The 17,251-nt window shown below is 43.3% G+C and carries 17 protein-coding genes and 2 tRNA genes; 17 read left to right on the forward strand and 2 right to left on the reverse strand.

The annotated features are described in order from the left end of the window. Nucleotides 1-71: 71 nt before the first annotated feature. From Q1A18_RS11415 to Q1A18_RS11450, 8 genes are all read left to right on the forward strand, one after another. Nucleotides 72-371 carry a Dabb family protein gene (locus Q1A18_RS11415; protein ID WP_299579902.1) on the forward strand — a complete coding sequence of 100 codons (300 nt, stop codon included), beginning with the start codon at nt 72-74 and terminating at the stop codon, nt 369-371. A gap of 22 nt (nt 372-393) precedes the next feature. After that, nucleotides 394-1,374, forward strand: a complete 981-nt coding sequence (locus tag Q1A18_RS11420; protein ID WP_299579905.1) for a type I phosphomannose isomerase catalytic subunit — start codon at nt 394-396, stop codon at nt 1,372-1,374. A gap of 62 nt (nt 1,375-1,436) precedes the next feature. Then, nucleotides 1,437-2,024: a ribosome biogenesis GTP-binding protein YihA/YsxC gene (yihA, locus tag Q1A18_RS11425; RefSeq protein WP_299579908.1), complete on the forward strand. Its 588-nt coding sequence runs from the start codon at nt 1,437-1,439 to the stop codon at nt 2,022-2,024. A gap of 157 nt (nt 2,025-2,181) precedes the next feature. Continuing rightward, complete coding sequence (locus Q1A18_RS11430; protein ID WP_299579912.1) at nt 2,182-3,120, forward strand: ribose-phosphate pyrophosphokinase; 939 nt, start codon at nt 2,182-2,184, stop codon at nt 3,118-3,120. 107 nt (nt 3,121-3,227) lie between these two features. Beyond that, a complete protein-coding gene (locus Q1A18_RS11435) occupies nt 3,228-3,845 on the forward strand; it encodes a 50S ribosomal protein L25/general stress protein Ctc (RefSeq protein WP_299579915.1) in 618 nt (205 codons plus the stop codon). Between the two features lie 85 nt (nt 3,846-3,930). Beyond that, on the forward strand, nt 3,931-4,497 hold the full coding sequence (gene pth, locus Q1A18_RS11440; protein WP_299579918.1) for an aminoacyl-tRNA hydrolase: 567 nt from the start codon (nt 3,931-3,933) through the stop codon (nt 4,495-4,497). A 1-nt stretch (nt 4,498) separates the two neighbouring features. Next, entirely contained in the window at nt 4,499-4,879 is a 381-nt protein-coding gene (locus Q1A18_RS11445) for an RNA-binding S4 domain-containing protein (RefSeq protein ID WP_299579921.1), read from the forward strand. Nucleotides 4,880-4,881: 2 nt separating this feature from the next. Beyond that, nucleotides 4,882-5,424, forward strand: a complete 543-nt coding sequence (locus Q1A18_RS11450; protein ID WP_299579924.1) for a DUF4924 family protein — start codon at nt 4,882-4,884, stop codon at nt 5,422-5,424. Here the strand turns inward: Q1A18_RS11450 and Q1A18_RS11455 are convergent. Then, the gene (locus Q1A18_RS11455) at nt 5,421-5,828 is read right to left on the reverse strand and encodes a DCC1-like thiol-disulfide oxidoreductase family protein (protein ID WP_299579927.1); all 408 of its coding nucleotides are present in this window, start codon (nt 5,826-5,828) and stop codon (nt 5,421-5,423) included. The two genes, Q1A18_RS11450 and Q1A18_RS11455, sit on opposite strands and share 4 nt — an antisense overlap. Beyond that, nucleotides 5,828-6,859, reverse strand: a complete 1,032-nt coding sequence (locus Q1A18_RS11460; RefSeq protein WP_299579930.1) for an N-acetylmuramoyl-L-alanine amidase — start codon at nt 6,857-6,859, stop codon at nt 5,828-5,830. Before Q1A18_RS11460 ends, Q1A18_RS11455 begins: the two co-directional genes overlap by 1 nt. A gap of 111 nt (nt 6,860-6,970) precedes the next feature. Here Q1A18_RS11460 and Q1A18_RS11465 point away from each other — a divergent pair, with 111 nt between their 5' ends. The 9 genes from Q1A18_RS11465 (at nt 6,971) to Q1A18_RS11505 (ending at nt 17,181) form a co-directional block, all read left to right on the forward strand. Beyond that, the gene (locus Q1A18_RS11465; protein WP_299579933.1) at nt 6,971-7,726 is read left to right on the forward strand and encodes a 5'-nucleotidase; all 756 of its coding nucleotides are present in this window, start codon (nt 6,971-6,973) and stop codon (nt 7,724-7,726) included. Beyond that, nucleotides 7,704-8,642, forward strand: a complete 939-nt coding sequence (locus Q1A18_RS11470) for a metallophosphatase (protein WP_299579936.1) — start codon at nt 7,704-7,706, stop codon at nt 8,640-8,642. Before Q1A18_RS11465 ends, Q1A18_RS11470 begins: the two co-directional genes overlap by 23 nt. Then, nucleotides 8,639-10,240 carry an apolipoprotein N-acyltransferase gene (lnt, locus tag Q1A18_RS11475; protein ID WP_299579939.1) on the forward strand — a complete coding sequence of 534 codons (1,602 nt, stop codon included), beginning with the start codon at nt 8,639-8,641 and terminating at the stop codon, nt 10,238-10,240. The genes Q1A18_RS11470 and lnt overlap by 4 nt, the downstream gene beginning before the upstream one ends. A 583-nt stretch (nt 10,241-10,823) precedes the next feature. Then, a tRNA-Ser gene (locus tag Q1A18_RS11480) sits at nt 10,824-10,912 on the forward strand. A 14-nt stretch (nt 10,913-10,926) separates the two neighbouring features. Further along, nucleotides 10,927-11,001 (forward strand) — tRNA-Pro (locus tag Q1A18_RS11485). A gap of 142 nt (nt 11,002-11,143) precedes the next feature. After that, the gene (locus tag Q1A18_RS11490) at nt 11,144-12,610 is read left to right on the forward strand and encodes a sulfatase-like hydrolase/transferase (RefSeq protein ID WP_299579942.1); all 1,467 of its coding nucleotides are present in this window, start codon (nt 11,144-11,146) and stop codon (nt 12,608-12,610) included. 179 nt (nt 12,611-12,789) lie between these two features. After that, complete coding sequence (locus Q1A18_RS11495; RefSeq protein WP_299579945.1) at nt 12,790-15,168, forward strand: ammonia-forming cytochrome c nitrite reductase subunit c552; 2,379 nt, start codon at nt 12,790-12,792, stop codon at nt 15,166-15,168. 32 nt (nt 15,169-15,200) lie between these two features. Then, the gene (locus tag Q1A18_RS11500; protein ID WP_299579948.1) at nt 15,201-16,277 is read left to right on the forward strand and encodes a Rid family hydrolase; all 1,077 of its coding nucleotides are present in this window, start codon (nt 15,201-15,203) and stop codon (nt 16,275-16,277) included. A gap of 433 nt (nt 16,278-16,710) precedes the next feature. Further along, nucleotides 16,711-17,181 carry a response regulator transcription factor gene (locus Q1A18_RS11505; RefSeq protein WP_299579951.1) on the forward strand — a complete coding sequence of 157 codons (471 nt, stop codon included), beginning with the start codon at nt 16,711-16,713 and terminating at the stop codon, nt 17,179-17,181. Nucleotides 17,182-17,251 lie beyond the last annotated feature (70 nt).

Below are 17,251 nucleotides of genomic sequence, written 5' to 3' on the forward strand. Positions count from 1 at the left end.
TTATGGTACAGCGGAGGGAAAATAGTAACTTCGCAGACAAATTGATAACTCCTTAATAAAAGTTGATGGCTATGATTAATCATGTGGTTCTTTTTAAATTGAAAGAATATCCGAAAACAGAGAAAGAAGCGGTACTGTTAAAGATTAAAACAGCACTGGAAGCACTTAAAGATAAAATTGAGCAGGTTCGGCATATTGAAGTTGGATCAAACTACGAGCTGGAAGCCAAATCGTATGACCTGTGTTTGATCTCACATTTTGACTCGGTTGCTGATCTGGACGTGTACCGTGTACATCCCGAGCACCTGAAAGTTGTGTCGCTGATTCAGGAAACAACTGTTGAGCGTGCTGCTGTTGATTATGAATTTTAACCCATCGACAAAATTAAAGCAAATGAAAAAATTATATCCCTTGAAATTTACCCCTCAGTATTTGGATAAAATCTGGGGCGGTCAGAAAATAAAAACACAGCTGGGAAAAGACTTTGGAAATTTACCGAACTGTGGCGAGAGCTGGGAGGTTTCGGGTGTTCAGGATCATGTGTCGGTTGTTGCCAATGGTTTTTTGGCAGGAAACACCTTGGAAGAACTGATTGAAATCTACATGGGCGAGCTGGTTGGCGATCGCGTGTATGAAAAGTTTGGTGTCGAATTTCCTCTGCTCATTAAATTTATTGATGCCAACGATGACTTGTCGGTTCAGGTTCATCCGGATGATAAGCTTTCTAAAAAACGTCACCAGGCGTTCGGGAAAACCGAGATGTGGTATGTTTTGCAGGCCGATCCGGGAGCTAAGCTTAACCTGGGCTTTAAAGAAGAAATGACTCGGGAGCAATACCTGGAAAAATTTGAAGCCGGCCAGTTGATGGACATCCTGAACTTTGAAGAAGTAAATGCAGGAGATGTATTATTTATGCCAGCGGGGCGGGTGCATGCCATCGGGCGTGGTGTTTTGGTGGCCGAAATTCAGCAAACATCGGATGTTACTTATCGCATCTACGATTACGACCGGAAAGATTCGGAAGGTAACTCGCGCGAATTGCATACCGAACTGGCTTTGGATGCCATCGATTTTACGGTGCCGGATTCATATAAAACCACTTACGAAGCCAAAAAGAACGAGTCGGTTGAAGTGGTGAAGTGTGATTATTTTACCACCAACATCCTGGAGCTGGATAAAAAACTGGAATGCGATATGCATAAACTGGACTCCTTTGTATTGTATATTGGTGTTGAAGGCGTTTGTGATATTGAATATCCGGGAGGAAAAGAAACCTTGAAACAAGGTGAGACCATTTTAGTTCCGGCCGCTTTGGAGCAGTATTTTCTGGCACCTCAAGGGGCTGGCGTGAAACTGTTGGAAGTTCATGTTTAACGATTTTTCGAAAAGCAACGAAGGATTGAACAGTTTTAACTAAAAAAATAAACAAAGACTATATGGAGGTAAAAAATGCCCACTTTCTGATGAGTAACTCGGACGTCACAAAATGTCCGGATCCCAACAAACCCGAATTTGCCTTTATTGGACGGTCGAATGTGGGAAAATCATCTTTAATTAATATGCTGACCGGGCAAAAAAAACTGGCCAAAACTTCGTCGCGTCCTGGAAAAACCCAGTTGATCAACCATTTTGTGATCAATGATTCCTGGTATCTGGTTGATCTTCCGGGTTATGGTTATGCCAAGGTGTCTAAAAAGAGCAAGGAAAAATTTCAGGCCTATATTGTTGACTATGTGCTGAAGCGTGAAAACCTTTATTGCCTTTTTGTTTTGGTGGATTGCAGGCATGAAGTGCAAAAAATAGACCTTGAGTTTATTAACTGGCTGGGCGAGAAAGAAGTGCCGTTTGCACTGATTTTTACAAAAGCAGATAAGTTGAGCAATACCAATCTGGCTAAGAATATTGCCAGCTATAAAGCCGAATTGCTGACACATTGGGAGGAACTGCCTCCGCTGTTTGTCAGCTCGTCTGAAAGTGGCTTAGGCAAGGAAGACATACTGGAGTATGTTGACCAGTTCATCTAAAAAGTTTGGGAATGCTTGTTTAGCTGTGTGCTAGCTTGCCTCTTGTTTGTGTTTTTTGTCAATTTTAAATAACTTACGAGTTGAGTGTAAAGGATATTTTAAAGATTTTTTTACCTTTGCGCGCATTCCCAAAGCTACGTAAATTAAAAGTGAAAAAATGTCTAAAAAGGCTCCTTTAAAGATTTTTACAGGTACAGCAACAAGGTATCTAACGACAGAGATTTGTAAGAGTGTTAATGTTGACCTGGGGAAATCTTCCTGCCCGGTTTTTGCCGATGGCGAGTTTGAACCCTGTTACGAGGAAACGATTCGTGGTGCGCACGTTTTTATCGTTCAATCCACGTTCCCTTCTGCCGACAATTTACTTGAATTGTTGTTGATGATCGATGCTGCAAAACGCGCATCTGCTTATAAGATTATTGCTTGTATTCCGTATTTCGGTTATGCTCGCCAAGATCGTAAGGATAAACCAAGGGTATCCATTGGTGCAAAACTGATGGCTGATTTATTATCAGCTTCAGGTGTTGACCGTGTGATTACGATGGACTTACACGCTGATCAAATTCAGGGATTTTTTAATGTTCCTGTTGACCACCTTTTTGCATCAGCATTGTTTATTCCCTATATTCAAAAAATGGGATTGCGCGATATCGTTATTGCCTCGCCTGATGTGGGCGGATCAAAACGCGCGAATAACTATGCCCGCATGCTGGGAACAGATATGGTAATCTGTCATAAGTCTCGCGAAAAAGCCAATGTTGTTGGTAGCATGACCCTGATTGGTGATGTACGTGATAAAGATGTGATTATTGTTGATGACATGATTGACACGGCCGGAACAATTTCTAAAGCTGCTGGTTTGATGATCAAGGAAGGAGCCAATTCTGTTCGTGCTTTTGCCGCACACGGATTGTTGTCCGGAGCTGCTTACGAAAACATTGAAAATTCGGCTTTAGAGGAAGTGTATTTCACCAACTCTATTCCACCGAAGAAGGAATCATCTAAAATTAAGTACTTATCGGCTGCTGATGCCTTTGCTGAAACGATTCAGCGAGTGTATAAAAATGAGTCGATTAGTTCATTATTCTATAAATAATTAATACTTTTGCACCGCTTTTTCCAACGGCATAAGTGTTATGTATGCTGTTTGCCCTTTTAACAAAAGGGAGGACTGAGTATCATAATTAACTAAAATTTTTAAAAATGAAATCAATTGAAATTAAAGGCCAAGTCAGAGAAGGTCTTGGAAAAAAAGAATCAAAGAAGTTAAGAAATGAAGGAAAAGTTCCTTGCGTTTTGTACGGTGGTGAAGCTCCGATCCACTTTGTAGCAGATGCAGGAGATTTTCGTCCATTGATTTATACGCCTAATGTTTATTTGATTGATGTGGAAATTGACGGAACTGTTTATAAAGCAATCATGCAGGATGTTCAGTTCCACCCAGTAAACGATCAAATTCTACACGTTGACTTCTTGAGAACTTCTGAAGACAAGCCAGTTAAGATTGAAGTGCCAATCAAGGTGGAAGGTTATGCCAAAGGGATGCGTTCCGGTGGTAAACTGAAAACGAACTTACGCCGTCTGCGTGTAAAAGCATTGCCTAAAGATCTTCCTGATACAATCACGATTGATATCACAAACTTAGGTTTGGGTGATAGTTTCAAAGTTGGTCAGTTGGATGTGGAAAACATCGAATTCCTGAACAGCAAGTCAGTTCCTGTTGTTTCTATTATCATCACTCGTGCTGCCCGTGCAGCTATGGGAGCGGCTGCAGCTGCTGGAGCTGATGAGGACGAAACTGAAGAAGCAACTGAAGAGTAAATACTCGGAACGACTTTGTTTGTTGATGCAAACAAAGTCGTTTCATCCGTATCTTCAATAAATCAAGGATTAAGTTATCTTACGGATGAAATATTTAATAGTAGGACTAGGAAATCCGGGAAGTGAATACGCACATACCCGGCATAACATAGGATTTAAAATATTGGACGCTCTTGCAGATGCGTCCAATATTGTTTTTAGCGATAGCCGTTATGGCTATGTGGCCGAGTATAAATTTAAAGCCCGGACATTTATTCTGTTGAAGCCAACCACTTACATGAATTTGAGTGGAAAAGCGGTTAATTACTGGTTGCAGAAAGAGAAAATTCCGTTTGAAAACCTGTTGGTATTGACCGATGATCTGGCCTTGCCTTTTGGTACCCTTCGCCTACGCGGTAAAGGAGGGGATGCAGGACACAACGGATTGAAAAGCATTCAGCAGGTAACCGGACGAAGTGACTATGCACGACTCCGTTTTGGGATTGGCGATGAATTTCGCCCCGGACAGCAGGTGGACTATGTGTTGGCCGAATGGACGAAACAGGAAGATGCAGAACTGCCAGAAAAGATTGATACCTGCATTGAGATAATCAAAAGTTTTGGAACCATTGGTGTTGCCCGCACTATGAATCAATTTAATAAACGCAAGTAACATGAGTGAACAGGTTCGCGTTGATAAATGGCTTTGGGCTGTGCGCGTATTTAAAACGCGCAGCATGGCTACTGAGGCTGTGAAAAAAGGACGTGTGTCGATTGATGATTTACCTGTAAAACCATCGCGAGTTGTTAAAGTGGGTGATGTAATTGCGGTGCGGAAGTCGCCAATTACATACAAGTATAAAGTATTGCAGTTGGCCGGCAAACGAATGGGGGCCAAGCTGGTGTCTGATTTTATGGAAGATGTCACGCCCCTGTCCGAGCTGGAAATTCTGGAGGTGCAGCGGAACATGGGCTGGTTTCAGCGTGAGCGTGGTACCGGGCGCCCGACCAAGAAAGAGCGCCGGGATTTAGATGATTTTTTTGAAATAGACTGATTATGTTGATCGCTAAAGAAAAACGAAGAACCAATATTGCAGAATACATTCTTTACCTCTGGCAAGTGGAGGATTTGTTGCGTGCCCTTAAGTTTGATCCCGATCAAATAGGGAAAACCCTGGTAGCCCGTTTTGAGGTGGAGGACGATACCCGCCTGGAGATTTTTGACTGGTACCGCAACCTGTCCAGCATGATGGAGAAAGAACGGGTAACTCAAGCTGGTCATTTGCAGTTTGTTTTGAATTTGATTGATGATTTAAACCAGTTTCACATGCAATTGCTACAGTCGGGCAAAGACCCCAGGTATGTGAGCTTGTTTCAATTGGCCAAACCCGTTATTGATGAGTTTGAATCCAAAAGTGTGGAAAAGGGGCAGAATGATATCCGCTTGGGATTTCAGGCGCTATACAGCATTATGCTGTTGCGTCTTCAAAAGAAAGAGATTAGTACTTCAACCCAATCGGCAATTGATCACATCAGCCGGATGATGGGGCATTTATCTGCCCGGTATTTACAACACGAAAAGGGTAAATTCGAATTTTAAAGGAAGCGGTCCGTTTCTTCCGGTAAGGGCATTCTGCAACTGTTTCGCCGCCCAAACCAATGGAAGCGATTTTTGGCTATCCAGCAATAGAGTTGGTCACGCCAGCTTTTAGGCATAATCCGGCCAATCAAACCAATTCGAAAGAAGCCTCCCAATTGTTTGGCTATCTTCAGAACGGCTTCCGAATGCGTGTAATACTGGCCGTTTTCTACCAGTAAAATAGAATCAATATCTTCCGGAATGGCCAGATGCTGCCTGATTTTTTGTCCGGTATCGCTGGTTAAGGCGCAGAAAAGAAAGTGTTTGCGTCGGTCGTATTTCAAAATAAGCTGAACCAGCCGGCTGCAGAGTGTGCAATAGCCGTCAAAAAGAATCAGACTTTTATCGGCTGGTAGCTTGTCCATTATTTGTTATTCCCAAAGTCTTTTATTAATGCTTCACACATCCAGTTGGCCAAGGCTTGCCGGTTATTGTTGTGGATAAAGCGTTGCTGGTCGCGGTGGTGGTTAATATTCCCAAGCTCGATAAATACCGCAGGCGGGTAGCTGTATTTTAAAACATACAAGTTGCGGTCCGACACCGTACCATGATAGCCGCGATTGGGTTGGTGGGTGTCGTATTTCTTTTTAAAGGTTTGTTGCAGGTTGTTGGCCAGTTTTTTACCCGTCTTGCTTCGGTGATCGTGGTAAAAGAATACATCAATGTTTTCACCTTTACTTCGGGAGTCAACATGCACAATAATCATTCGCTGAAAACTGCCTTTGTGTCTTAAGTAGAGCTTATTTACAGCATCTTTGCGCTGGCGTAAGCGTTTGGTGTGGTTGCGTGGAATGGTCAGGCTGGGGTAGCAGGTTTCATCCTTGTCGGGTTTAAGATAGCTATCATCCCGGATCCCATCATTTTCGTCGCGGATGATCATATAAACCAAGGCCCCCCGCTCAATGAGCGTTCGAGCCAAGCGCAGGGTTACATCGTAGGCATATTCGTCTTCACAAAGGGTGTGGTTGCCGTAGCGCCCAACAGCACCCGGATCGGGACCGCCATGTCCACTCACCAAATAGTAAATGGCTCCTTTAAGCGAATTGTCAACAGGGGAAACCTGTTCGTAAGTTTTTCCAAAAATGGGGTAAATGGCACCTCCGCTGGCTGTTGAACTAGTGGCTGCGTCTTTCAAGGGAAGCGTGTATTTTTGGCCCACAAATAAACTGTTGTTTTTACCGAGTTTTGTTTTGTTGAGTTCGATAAAAGCATTGAAATGCTCCGAAGGTGAAAGGCCATGCCTTTTTAACAAGCTGTAAATCCCATCGCCATTTTTGGCAACGCTGGTTGGATAATCTTGAGCGAGAGAAATACTTGTTACGAAAAAGACCAGGAAAAAAGTAAAATAAAATTTATGAGGAAGACTCAGAAAAAAGTCTGTGTTTATGTTCTTCATTGAATTTAAATCTGTTTTTATAAGAACGAAATGTTAAGTTTAATGTTTAAAATAGACGATGAAAACTTAAATTTGAATAAATCTATTTCTTATTTCTGAAATATAAAACGAATGCGTTACACATTTATCCTCATCCTTTTGTTAATAATCTCCTTTTCGTGTAAAACAACTCTGGAACTCAGAGATATATCGAATGAGAATATTTCGAACGATTCTTCGCTCTCCTGGGTTGATTCCTCCATCGTTGCCTTGGTGCTGCCTTACCGGGAAGCGCTAGAGGTAGATATGAAAAAGGTGCTTGTTATTTCGAATGAAGAATTAGCCAAAGCCAAACCCGAAAGTAAACTGACCAATCTGATGGCTGATTATTTATTGCAATCGGGGGTGGACTATTGCCGATTGGCCAGGTTGAATATTGTGCCGGATATGGCTTTCATGAATTATGGAGGTTTGCGCGTAGCTCTGCCCAGAGGAGAAATAACCGTTGGTAATGTTTTTGAGTTAATGCCTTTTGAGAATGAAATGGTTTTGTTAAAGTTGTCCGGACCGGTGATGCAACAGTTTATGCAAAAGGTTGCTGCTCGTGGTGGCGACGGGGTGGCAGGAATCCGATTGGGGATTAAAGATGGGCATATTGGTCAACTGGAAATTGATGGGGCTCCGTTTGATCCGAAAAGGGATTATTGGGTTGTGACGAATGATTACATTGCAGAAGGTGGGGACTCAATGTCGATGCTACTTAATCATAAAGAGTCGATTGCGACAGGTATCAAGCTTCGCGATTTGATTATTGAGCGTTTTAAAGCAGAGCATGACGCAGGAAGAAGAATTAAGGTCGTTTTAGATGGGAGGATTTATTATGAGTAGTCGCAGGAAATTTATACGGGATTTGGTTGGCGCTTCAGCAGGATTGGGAATGCTTAGTCTTCCAACCGATTTATTGGCTCAGCAGGATTTGGTGAGCTTGAGTATTTTACACACCAATGACATTCACGGTCATATTGATTCATTTCCGGAAGATCATTCAATCTATGAGGGGCGTGGAGGTTTGGCACGTCTGTCAGGCTTGATTCAGAATATCCGGCAAACGGAGAAGAATGTGCTTTTGTTCGATGCGGGCGATATGTTTCAGGGAACCCCTTATTTTAACTATTATAAGGGCGAACTGATTCTGAAAGTGATGTCAGAGATGGGCTATGATGCCGGAACTCTCGGAAATCATGAGTTTGATAACGGACTGGAAGGAATTCAAAAGGTGATTGATTTTGCCAATTTTCCACTGGTTTGCAGTAATTATAATTTCTCGAATACGCGTCTGCTGGATACATTTCCCGACTACACCATCTACCGCAAAAGTGGAATTAAAGTGGGGGTGTATGGCCTTGGAGTTGAATTGGAAGGTCTTGTAAGTGAACAGAACTACGAGGAGACTGAATACCTGGATCCGGTGGCCGTAGCTTTGGAAAAAGAATCATTTCTGAAGAATGATAAGAAATGTGACTTGGTGATTTGTTTGTCTCACCTGGGATTGAAATTCAAGGGGACAACGATTTCCGATACCTTGCTGGCTGCTCAAACCCATCACACTGATTTGATTATTGGAGGGCATACCCACAGTTTTCTGGATGCAGCATTGGAATTGAAAAATGCCGACGGAAAGCGCATTCTTGTCAATCAGGCTGGTTGGGGTGGCATGGTGCTGGGACGAGTCGATTTTATTTTTGACCAGCATCGAAAAGAAGAGCCTCAGATTCTTTCACAGAATATTGCGGGTCATTTATGAAAAAATATCAAGCAGCCTTTCTGCCCTTGTTAAGCGGTGTTTTATTAAGCTTGCCCTGGCTGGAACTATTTCCTGGCTGGATTTTGTTGGGCGCCTTGGTCCCCTTGCTGTTTGTGGAGAATAGATTAGCAAAAAAGGAATGGCCCAATACCTCTTTCGATTTTCTGACTTATGCGTTTCTTGGTTTTCTGGTGTGGAATCTGATTACTTGCTGGTGGATTGCTTACGCTGCTCCGGTTGGGATGTTGCTGATTGTTACCCTTAATGCCCTGTTGATGGCAACGGTTTGGTGGCTTTTTCACCAGATGAAACAAACCTTCAATACCAATTTGGGGTATCTTTCCTTGGTGGTGATCTGGTTGGCTTTTGAGTACCTGCACTTCAACTGGGATATGGAATGGCCCTGGCTTACCTTGGGAAATGGACTGGCCAATGAGGTAAAGCTGATTCAATGGTACGAGTTTACAGGAGTGCTGGGCGGTTCGCTTTGGATTTTGGTGAGTAACTTGATTTTATTTCAGCTTTTAAACAAAGTCTTTCAGCGGCGTTGGCTGCCAGTTGTTTCTTATGCTTGTTTGTTGCTTTTGGTGGCTCTGGTTCCGATGTTGTTGTCGAGCCGGCAATACGAGAATTATAATGAGAAGGGAGAAGCTTATCAGGTGATTGTGCTGCAACCCAATATTGATCCGTATCATGAGAAATTTGTTGCCGGAACAGAAACTCATCAGCTGGAGACCTTGGTGCAATTAACGGATTCGTTGCTTACCCCGGCCACCGACTTTGTGCTTGGACCGGAAACGGCGCTTCAGCCACTGGTTGAAAATGATTTGCTTGGCAGTGACTCGCAATTGGCTCCTTTTTATGAGCGGGTGACGGCGAATCCACGATTAAATTTTGTTTTTGGGGCTACTACACGCAAGTATTATGCAAAAGGTGAGACGCCTTCAGAAACCGCTCGACAGGAACTAGGGGAGTCTCGTTCATATGACCTTTATAACTCAGCCCTGCTCGTCAATGGCGAGTCAGAGGTACAAATCTACCATAAAAGCAAATTGGTTAGTGGAACCGAAAAAATGCCTTTCAGTAAATACTTTTCTTTTGTGGAAAAATACCTGGTTGATCTGGGCGGCACAACGGGGAGCCTTGGGCGGCATCAGGATCAGCTGAACCTGAATAGTACAGCGGATGTAAGTGTTGCTCCGCTCATTTGTTTTGAATCTGTTTTTGGAGAATACCTGGGGCAGTCGGTTCAGGCAGGCGCAGAGCTTGTTTTTATTTTGACCAATGACGGGTGGTGGAAAGGAGCAGCCGGTTATCGGCAACACTTGTCTTATGCCCGGTTGAGAGCGATTGAAGCCAGGCGGAGCATTGCTCGTTCGGCCAATACCGGCATTTCAGCACTGATTAATCAGCGTGGAGATATTGTATCCTCTACTGACTGGTGGACTAAAACAGCTATTGAAGGGGAATTGAAAGCAAATCGGGAAATTACCAGCTATGTCAGGTATGGTGATTTTATAGGACGGATAAGTGCGTTTGTTACTGTTTTGTTCTTACTTGCCCTATTCGTGAGGAAACAAACGAAAAACAGCTATTAAAAAGACAAAAAAAATCCGCATTAATTCGATTGCGTAAAATCCCTAATCAAAAGGATTTGAGTGCCTGGTCGATCAGACTTCCACCGGTAGTAAACTACTCACCCCGAATACACGAGGCTACAAGGCCTGTCTTTACGTCCAAAAGCTTTCTCGGTTCACTATAAACTGTTGAATTTACCAAATTTGAACTAATGCGGACAATATCTTTGTTATAGAACGTTTTCTTGGCTCAAATATAGTCTGCGATTGCTGACTTTCCAAGGAAAATAGATGATTTAATAACATCTGGGGAATATCTCTTTGATTCATAATAAGATTGAATGATCGATTTTTCTGCCCCTTAACTTTCCGGTTTTTTATGCGTATAAATATTAATGAAATCCCCTGTGATTGCTGTTCCTGTTAGCAATGAGCCAGTTCCGTTTTTAGGAGTAAAAATCAATGATTTTTTTTTGAGAATTGTTTTGCGAATGCAAAAAGTAGTTCTATATTTGCACGCACATTCGAACAGGGAATAACCCAAGCAGAGTGTACGTTCTAAGAGAGAATTCAAGGAGATTAAAAATTTAGTCACGATATTTCAGGAGAGATGGGTGAGTGGCTGAAACCACCGGTTTGCTAAACCGGCGTACGGGTCAAACCGTACCGGGGGTTCGAATCCCCCTCTCTCCGCACAAAATATTTTTCGGGATGTAGCGCAGTCCGGTTAGCGCACCTGCTTTGGGAGCAGGGGGTCCCAGGTTCGAATCCTGGTATCCCGACATTTAAAAGGGTTAAGTTGTTTTTACAGCTTAACCCTTTTTTTGTTTGCTGAAGTTTCTAGAAATAGTCTTTTTCAAGGTCATTCCCAAAATCTTATTATAACTTTACTGTTTGCCTATGTAAAAACTAAACTTTAACCTGATGAATAAAACGATTGGAAAAATCCTCTTACTGCTGATTCTTTCGGGCACTTTAGTAGCATGTACTTCCGGTGAGCCGCGAGAATCAGAGCCAAAGCAACCCAATATTGTTTTCATTTTTGCCGACGACCAGAGTTTTAACATGATTCATGCCTTGGGTAACCACGAGCTCATAACACCCAATCTTGATCGCTTGGTTGATGAAGGGGTGACTTTTACGCATGCCTACAATATGGGGGCTTGGAATGGGGCTGTGTGTTTGGCCAGCCGGGCCATGTTGAATACGGGGCGTTTTGTTTGGCGGGCGCACAAAGCGGTTGGCGATCCTCAAGGGCTGCAAAGCGAAGGTAGTACTTGGGCGCAATTGATGGCGCGTGCCGGCTATGAAACCTACATGACTGGGAAGTGGCATGTGTCAGTTCCTGCTGACAGTATTTTTCAGGTGACCAACCATATTCGTCCGGGCATGCCCAATCAAACTCCCGAAGGCTACAACCGGCCTTTAAGTGAGAATGATACGATATGGAAGCCATGGGATACGAAATTCGGAGGGTACTGGAAAGGCGGAAAGCATTGGAGTGAGATTGTAGCTGACGATGCCGAACAGTTTATTGCACAAAGCAGTCAAAGCGGCCAACCGTTTTTTATGTATCTGGCTTTTAATGCGCCGCACGATCCGCGCCAATCGCCCAAAGAGTATGTCGATATGTATCCTTTGGAAAATGTTGCTGTGCCTCAAAACTTCCTTCAGGAATATCCTTACAAAGAGGAGATGGGGGCTGGTAAAGATTTGCGGGATGAGCGACTGGCTCCATTTCCCAGAACGGAATATTCCATTAAAGTAAACCGTCAGGAATACAATGCGATTACTACTCACATGGATGCGCAGGTGGGACGTATATTGGCGGCCTTAGAGAAAAGCGGACAATTGGAGAACACGTATATTTTCTTTTCGGCTGACCATGGGTTGGCTGTTGGAAGCCATGGACTAGTCGGAAAACAAAATATGTATGATCATAGTGTTCGGGTTCCTTTGATGGTGGTGGGACCCGGGATTCCAGAAAATCGAAAGGTTGATGCAGATGTTTATTTACAGGATATTATGGCTTCGGCGATTGAACTGGCCGGAATTGAAAAACCGGAATATGTTGAATTCAATAGTTTAATGGGCTTAGCTTATGGTCAGGAAACCGAAAGTGTTTATCCTGAAATTTATGGCTGTTATACCCATACGCAACGAATGATTCGGGATGATGGCTTCAAGCTAATTGTTTATCCTGAGGCAAAAGTGATGCGCTTGTACGATGTAAAGAATGATCCTTTGGAGATGAATGATCTTGCTGCGCTATCGGAAAATAAGGATACGGTCAAGCGTTTGTTTCGCCGGTTGGTGAAATTGCAGAAAGAGATGGATGATGAGCTGGATTTGGTTTCAGTTTTTGGCAACATGGCTATAGACGAACGTTAAATTTTGTTTCATTGCTAATAATTCCGACTCTTTGGTAGTGATTGGTTTTGGGGGAGTGCGCTGGCCTGTGCTGTGGTTTCAGCTTTTGCAGAGACTCTGCCTGGCGATGGTTAATTTATTTTCATTCTTATAAATTAATCCTGCAAATTAGCGGCTTCTCATTTACTTATAAAACCAACATGAAACAACTTGTCCCGATAGGCCTTATCCACCTAGTATTGATTTTTTTTGCATCCTGCGTTAGTAAACCTTCGGGTGGTGAGGCGCAGACCAACTCCGATGATTACTCTGGTTCGGCCAGTTGCATCGAATGTCATGAGCGCTTTTATAAGTTGTGGGCCCCTTCGCATCATGGAAAAGCGATGCAGCCCATTACTGACGTATTTATTCAAGTGGAAGTAGAACTCGATCAGGAGCCCATTGCAATGGAGGGAGGAACTTACCAAGCCATAGCGAAAGATTCCAGTTTGTATATTCGAGAGGTGAAAGATGGGCTGACCACTGATTTTGAAATATTATGGGCTTTGGGCGGAAAAAATGTGTACTATTTTCTTACTCCCTGGGAGGGAGGACGCCTGCAAACTTTGCCGTTGGCTTTTGATGTTAATACCCGGAAATGGTATAACAATCCGGAGTCTGCAATTCGGCATTTTCCGGATCAAAGTGGTTCTGCACAGGAGGATGAAGCCCTGAGCTGGAGGGATCGTCAATACACATTCAACACGTCTTGCTATGCCTGCCACGTCAGCCAGTTGGAGAATAATTATGACCTGGCAACCAACACTTATCAGACGCATTGGAAAGAAGCAGGAATTAACTGCGAAACATGTCATGGACCCAGTGCGGAGCACGTTCGTGTTTGTCAGGAAGCTGGTGAAGGAAATGTGCCTGACGATTTGAAAATCATCATTACTTCAACCTTTACACCCGAGCAACACAATGCCAGCTGTGCACCTTGTCATGCTAAAATGAGCCCGATAACTTCGTCTTACATGCCTGGTGACCGGTATTTTGACAACTATGATTTGATCACTCTGGAAAATTCGGATTTTTATCCGGATGGTCGCGACTTGGGGGAAAATTATACCATGACTGGCTGGCATATGAATAACTGTGCTCAGCAAAGTGAGATGCATTGTGTGACGTGTCATACGTCCTCTGGCCGGTATCGGTTTGAAAGCGATGATTTGCTTGAAGCGAATCAAGCCTGCACCAGTTGTCATCAGGAGAAAGCAGAAGGTTACGAGCAGCATACGCATCACCCGTTCAATGAGCATAGCCCTAAGTGTGTAGGTTGTCATATGCCTAAAACCCGTTTCGGCAATATGGTTCGGTCCGATCATTCTTTTCGCCCGCCAATGCCGGCTGCCAGCATCGAGTTTGGCTCACCCAATGCCTGTACAATTTGCCACAGCGACAAAACCGATGAATGGGCCTACCGGAAAGTAACGCAATGGAAAGGGCAGGACTATCAAAAGGAAACTTTGTTTGTCGGAGGGCTGATTGCAGATGCCCGTCAAGAGAACTGGAAGCAGTTGGATGCCATGCTGGACGGAATTAGAACCAATCAATATGGAGAGATATTTACCACTTCGCTGATTCGTTTGCTTTCGAACTGTGCGGATGAAAAGAAGTGGCCGGATTTGATGGCTGCGTTGCGTTTCGAGTCTCCTTTGGTGCGCAGTGCTGCCGCCAATGGTTTAATGGGGTACTTGGTTCCCAGGGCAAAAGATGCGCTCTTTCAGGCAGCAACCGACGAATGCCGGTTGGTACGTTTGGCGGCGGCCCAGTCCTTAGCGGCCTTCAATCCGCAGGAATTTACGGCAGAGCAGGCGGCCCGTTTCAGGCTGGTTAATGCCGAGTATGAGGAGTCGTTGATCACGCGTCCGGATGATTGGAGTTCGTATTACAACCTGGGGAATCACTATCAGAATATGGGAAAACTGAATGAAGCTTTGCAGGCTTATGAGAATTCGTTAAAAGTTTATCCTGAAGCCATTCTTCCGTTGGTGAATAGCAGTTTTCTGTACTCTGTTGCCGGTAATCCGGAGCAAGCCGCGGTCCGCCTGGAAAAAGCCTTGGCTGCTGATCCGGAAAATGAAGCGGCCAATTTGAATTACGGATTGTTGATGGCCGAAATGAATCGTATGGTTGATGCTGAAAAGGCTTTGCGTACCGTATTGGCGGTGAATGAAGGAAATGCAACAGCGGCTTACAACTTAAGTGTTATTGTGTCCGGTCATGATCTTGATGAAGCATGTCGCTTGAGTGAGCAAGCCATGAATGCATCGCCCGAAGATCCTAAGCTTTCTTACACACATGCTTATTTTCTAAATCAGAATAAGCAGCAGCAAAAGGCAGTTGAACTGCTTGAAAAAACAATAAAAGCACATCCTGACCACTTGTCTTCCGTTTATCTGCTGGGAACGATCTATTTGCAGAGCGGAAATAAGGGAAAGGTTTTAAAGCTGTATGAGAATACAGCCGGGCATTTGCCCAATAATTCACAGGCCTTGTATCAGCTTCAAACTGAAATGGAGCGCGTGAAAGCTTTGTAGTTTTGTTGAACCGTATGGATAATCAAATAAAGATGGAAAAAGTATTGCTGGTTAATGAAATTGTAAAAGAAAAGGGCGCCTTGCTCTTCATGCAGTTGATCCCGGAATCTGGAGAGACTATGTCCGAATTTTGTCAACGTTTATCGCAGTTGTTGAGCAGTTATGACCGACAGCTTGTAAAAGTGACTTGTTTTGGAGATTTAGCCAGTCAGCTTGCTTTCGAATTGGAGTTGACTTCGAGGTTTGGGTCGGAATTTCCACTTACCTGGATTGAAGGCGAAACCTGTTCTGATTCGTTTATGAATGGCATACAGGTTTGGGCGTTCAAAGGCCAGCTTGAATACTTTCAGGCTAAAGGCGATGCCAAGGGATGTTCTTTTGAAGATGAGCAGGGGAGCTATTTGTTTATGGGCGACCTGTTGTCTGCTCCGGCTCAAACTCCGGAAGATGGGTATGCTGAGCTTTTACTGCAGGTTAACAGCTTGCTAAATGAAAAAGGCTTTGCTTTTACCGACATTGTCCGAACGTGGTACTACCTGGACGATATTTTGAGTTGGTACGATGCGTTTAACCGGGTTCGGACACGCTTTTTTAAGCAGTATGGTGTTTTTGAAAAACTGGTTCCGGCTAGCACCGGGGTGAGTGGGAAAAACAAACGAGCTACGGCTGTGACGATGGAGTTGCTGGCCTTCCGGCCTAGAGTTGAAACGGTTGACTTAAAGCAGGTACAGTCTCCTTTGCAAAATGAAGCCGGCGAATATGGCAGCTCCTTTAGCCGGGCTATTCGGATTGGAACAGAAGCTTATCAATGGATGACTATTTCGGGAACAGCCAGCATTTTGCCTTCGGGAGAGACGGCCAATAGTGGTGATGTGCAAAAGCAAATTGCTCATAGCTTCGAGGTTATTGGGCAAATGGTGAAAAATGAAGGTTATTCTTTTAATGATATTACACGTGCTACAGCCTATTTGAAGGATCATAGTAGCTACGAACTACTTCAATTATTTCTGTGCGAAAATCCGGATTATCAAGTTCCGTTGGTGGTCACCCAAAATACCATTTGTCGGGATGATTTGCTTTTTGAAGTGGAAATGGACCTGGTGAAATGAGTCTGTTTTAGGTATGTGTTTGGTAGTTAGGCGGGTGGCGCATTTTGTTGGAAGTTGGTTGTGTGATTTTAGTGAGCATATGTTTTATATGGATTATATTTCGTTCTTATCTTAAAATTAACGTGTTAGGTGTTTGTGTCGTGTTTGTGGGTTCTGTGTTTGTTGAGCGTAGAAGTTTGATGGTCGATAGAAAGACAGATGAACGAAATTTCGACAGTTCTGGAGCAGTGTAAATTGCCAATGAAATCAAGTCTTGCAGCATCTTTTGACACTTGTCAGGACTCTTTCAGACATAAAATTCTTTACCTTTTGTAATCCAAATGGACTTCATCTTTGTTGTGTATCAACTTTAATGTGTTGATTTTTATTTATAGTAGATCTTGTACAGGTAATGTTAATTCTACAGACTTTTTGATAAGTAATAAACTACTTGATGTCGGGAGAAGAATTTTATTTGGTATCATTGGAAGGTGGAATTAACATTAAGGAAAAAGTAAAATTGAGGGATTTGGCCGTGACTAAAGAAAACTTAGATCTGAATGCAAAGAAAACGATCGTCATTGTAGAAGATAATGACTTGCTTAGTAAAGTTCTGGAATACCGCATGCAAAAAGATGGCTACCATGTCGAAACTTTCACTAATGGGGAAGAGGCCATCGACTTTCTAACTACCAATTCCTTTGATTTGTTGATTACGGATTTGTATATGCCGTTTATGAATGGAAGTGAATTGATTCAGCATGTTCGGAATAAAATATCCACAGAAGTTCCAATTATGGCTATCTCGGCGACGCATGAAGAAGATGTGATCGCGAATATTTTCAATATTGGAGCCAATGATTTTATTGTGAAACCATTTCGGGCAGGTGAGTTGAGTGTACGCATTAAGCGACTGGTTGGGTAATTGTGATTTCGTTTTTTTAGGGACAAGATGAAAAAATAGGAAACAACTTTAATTATTCCAATGAGTCAGT

Origin of the sequence: uncultured Sunxiuqinia sp. (assembly GCF_947495665.1) — a bacterium.
Classification (GTDB): domain Bacteria; phylum Bacteroidota; class Bacteroidia; order Bacteroidales; family Prolixibacteraceae; genus Sunxiuqinia; species Sunxiuqinia rutila.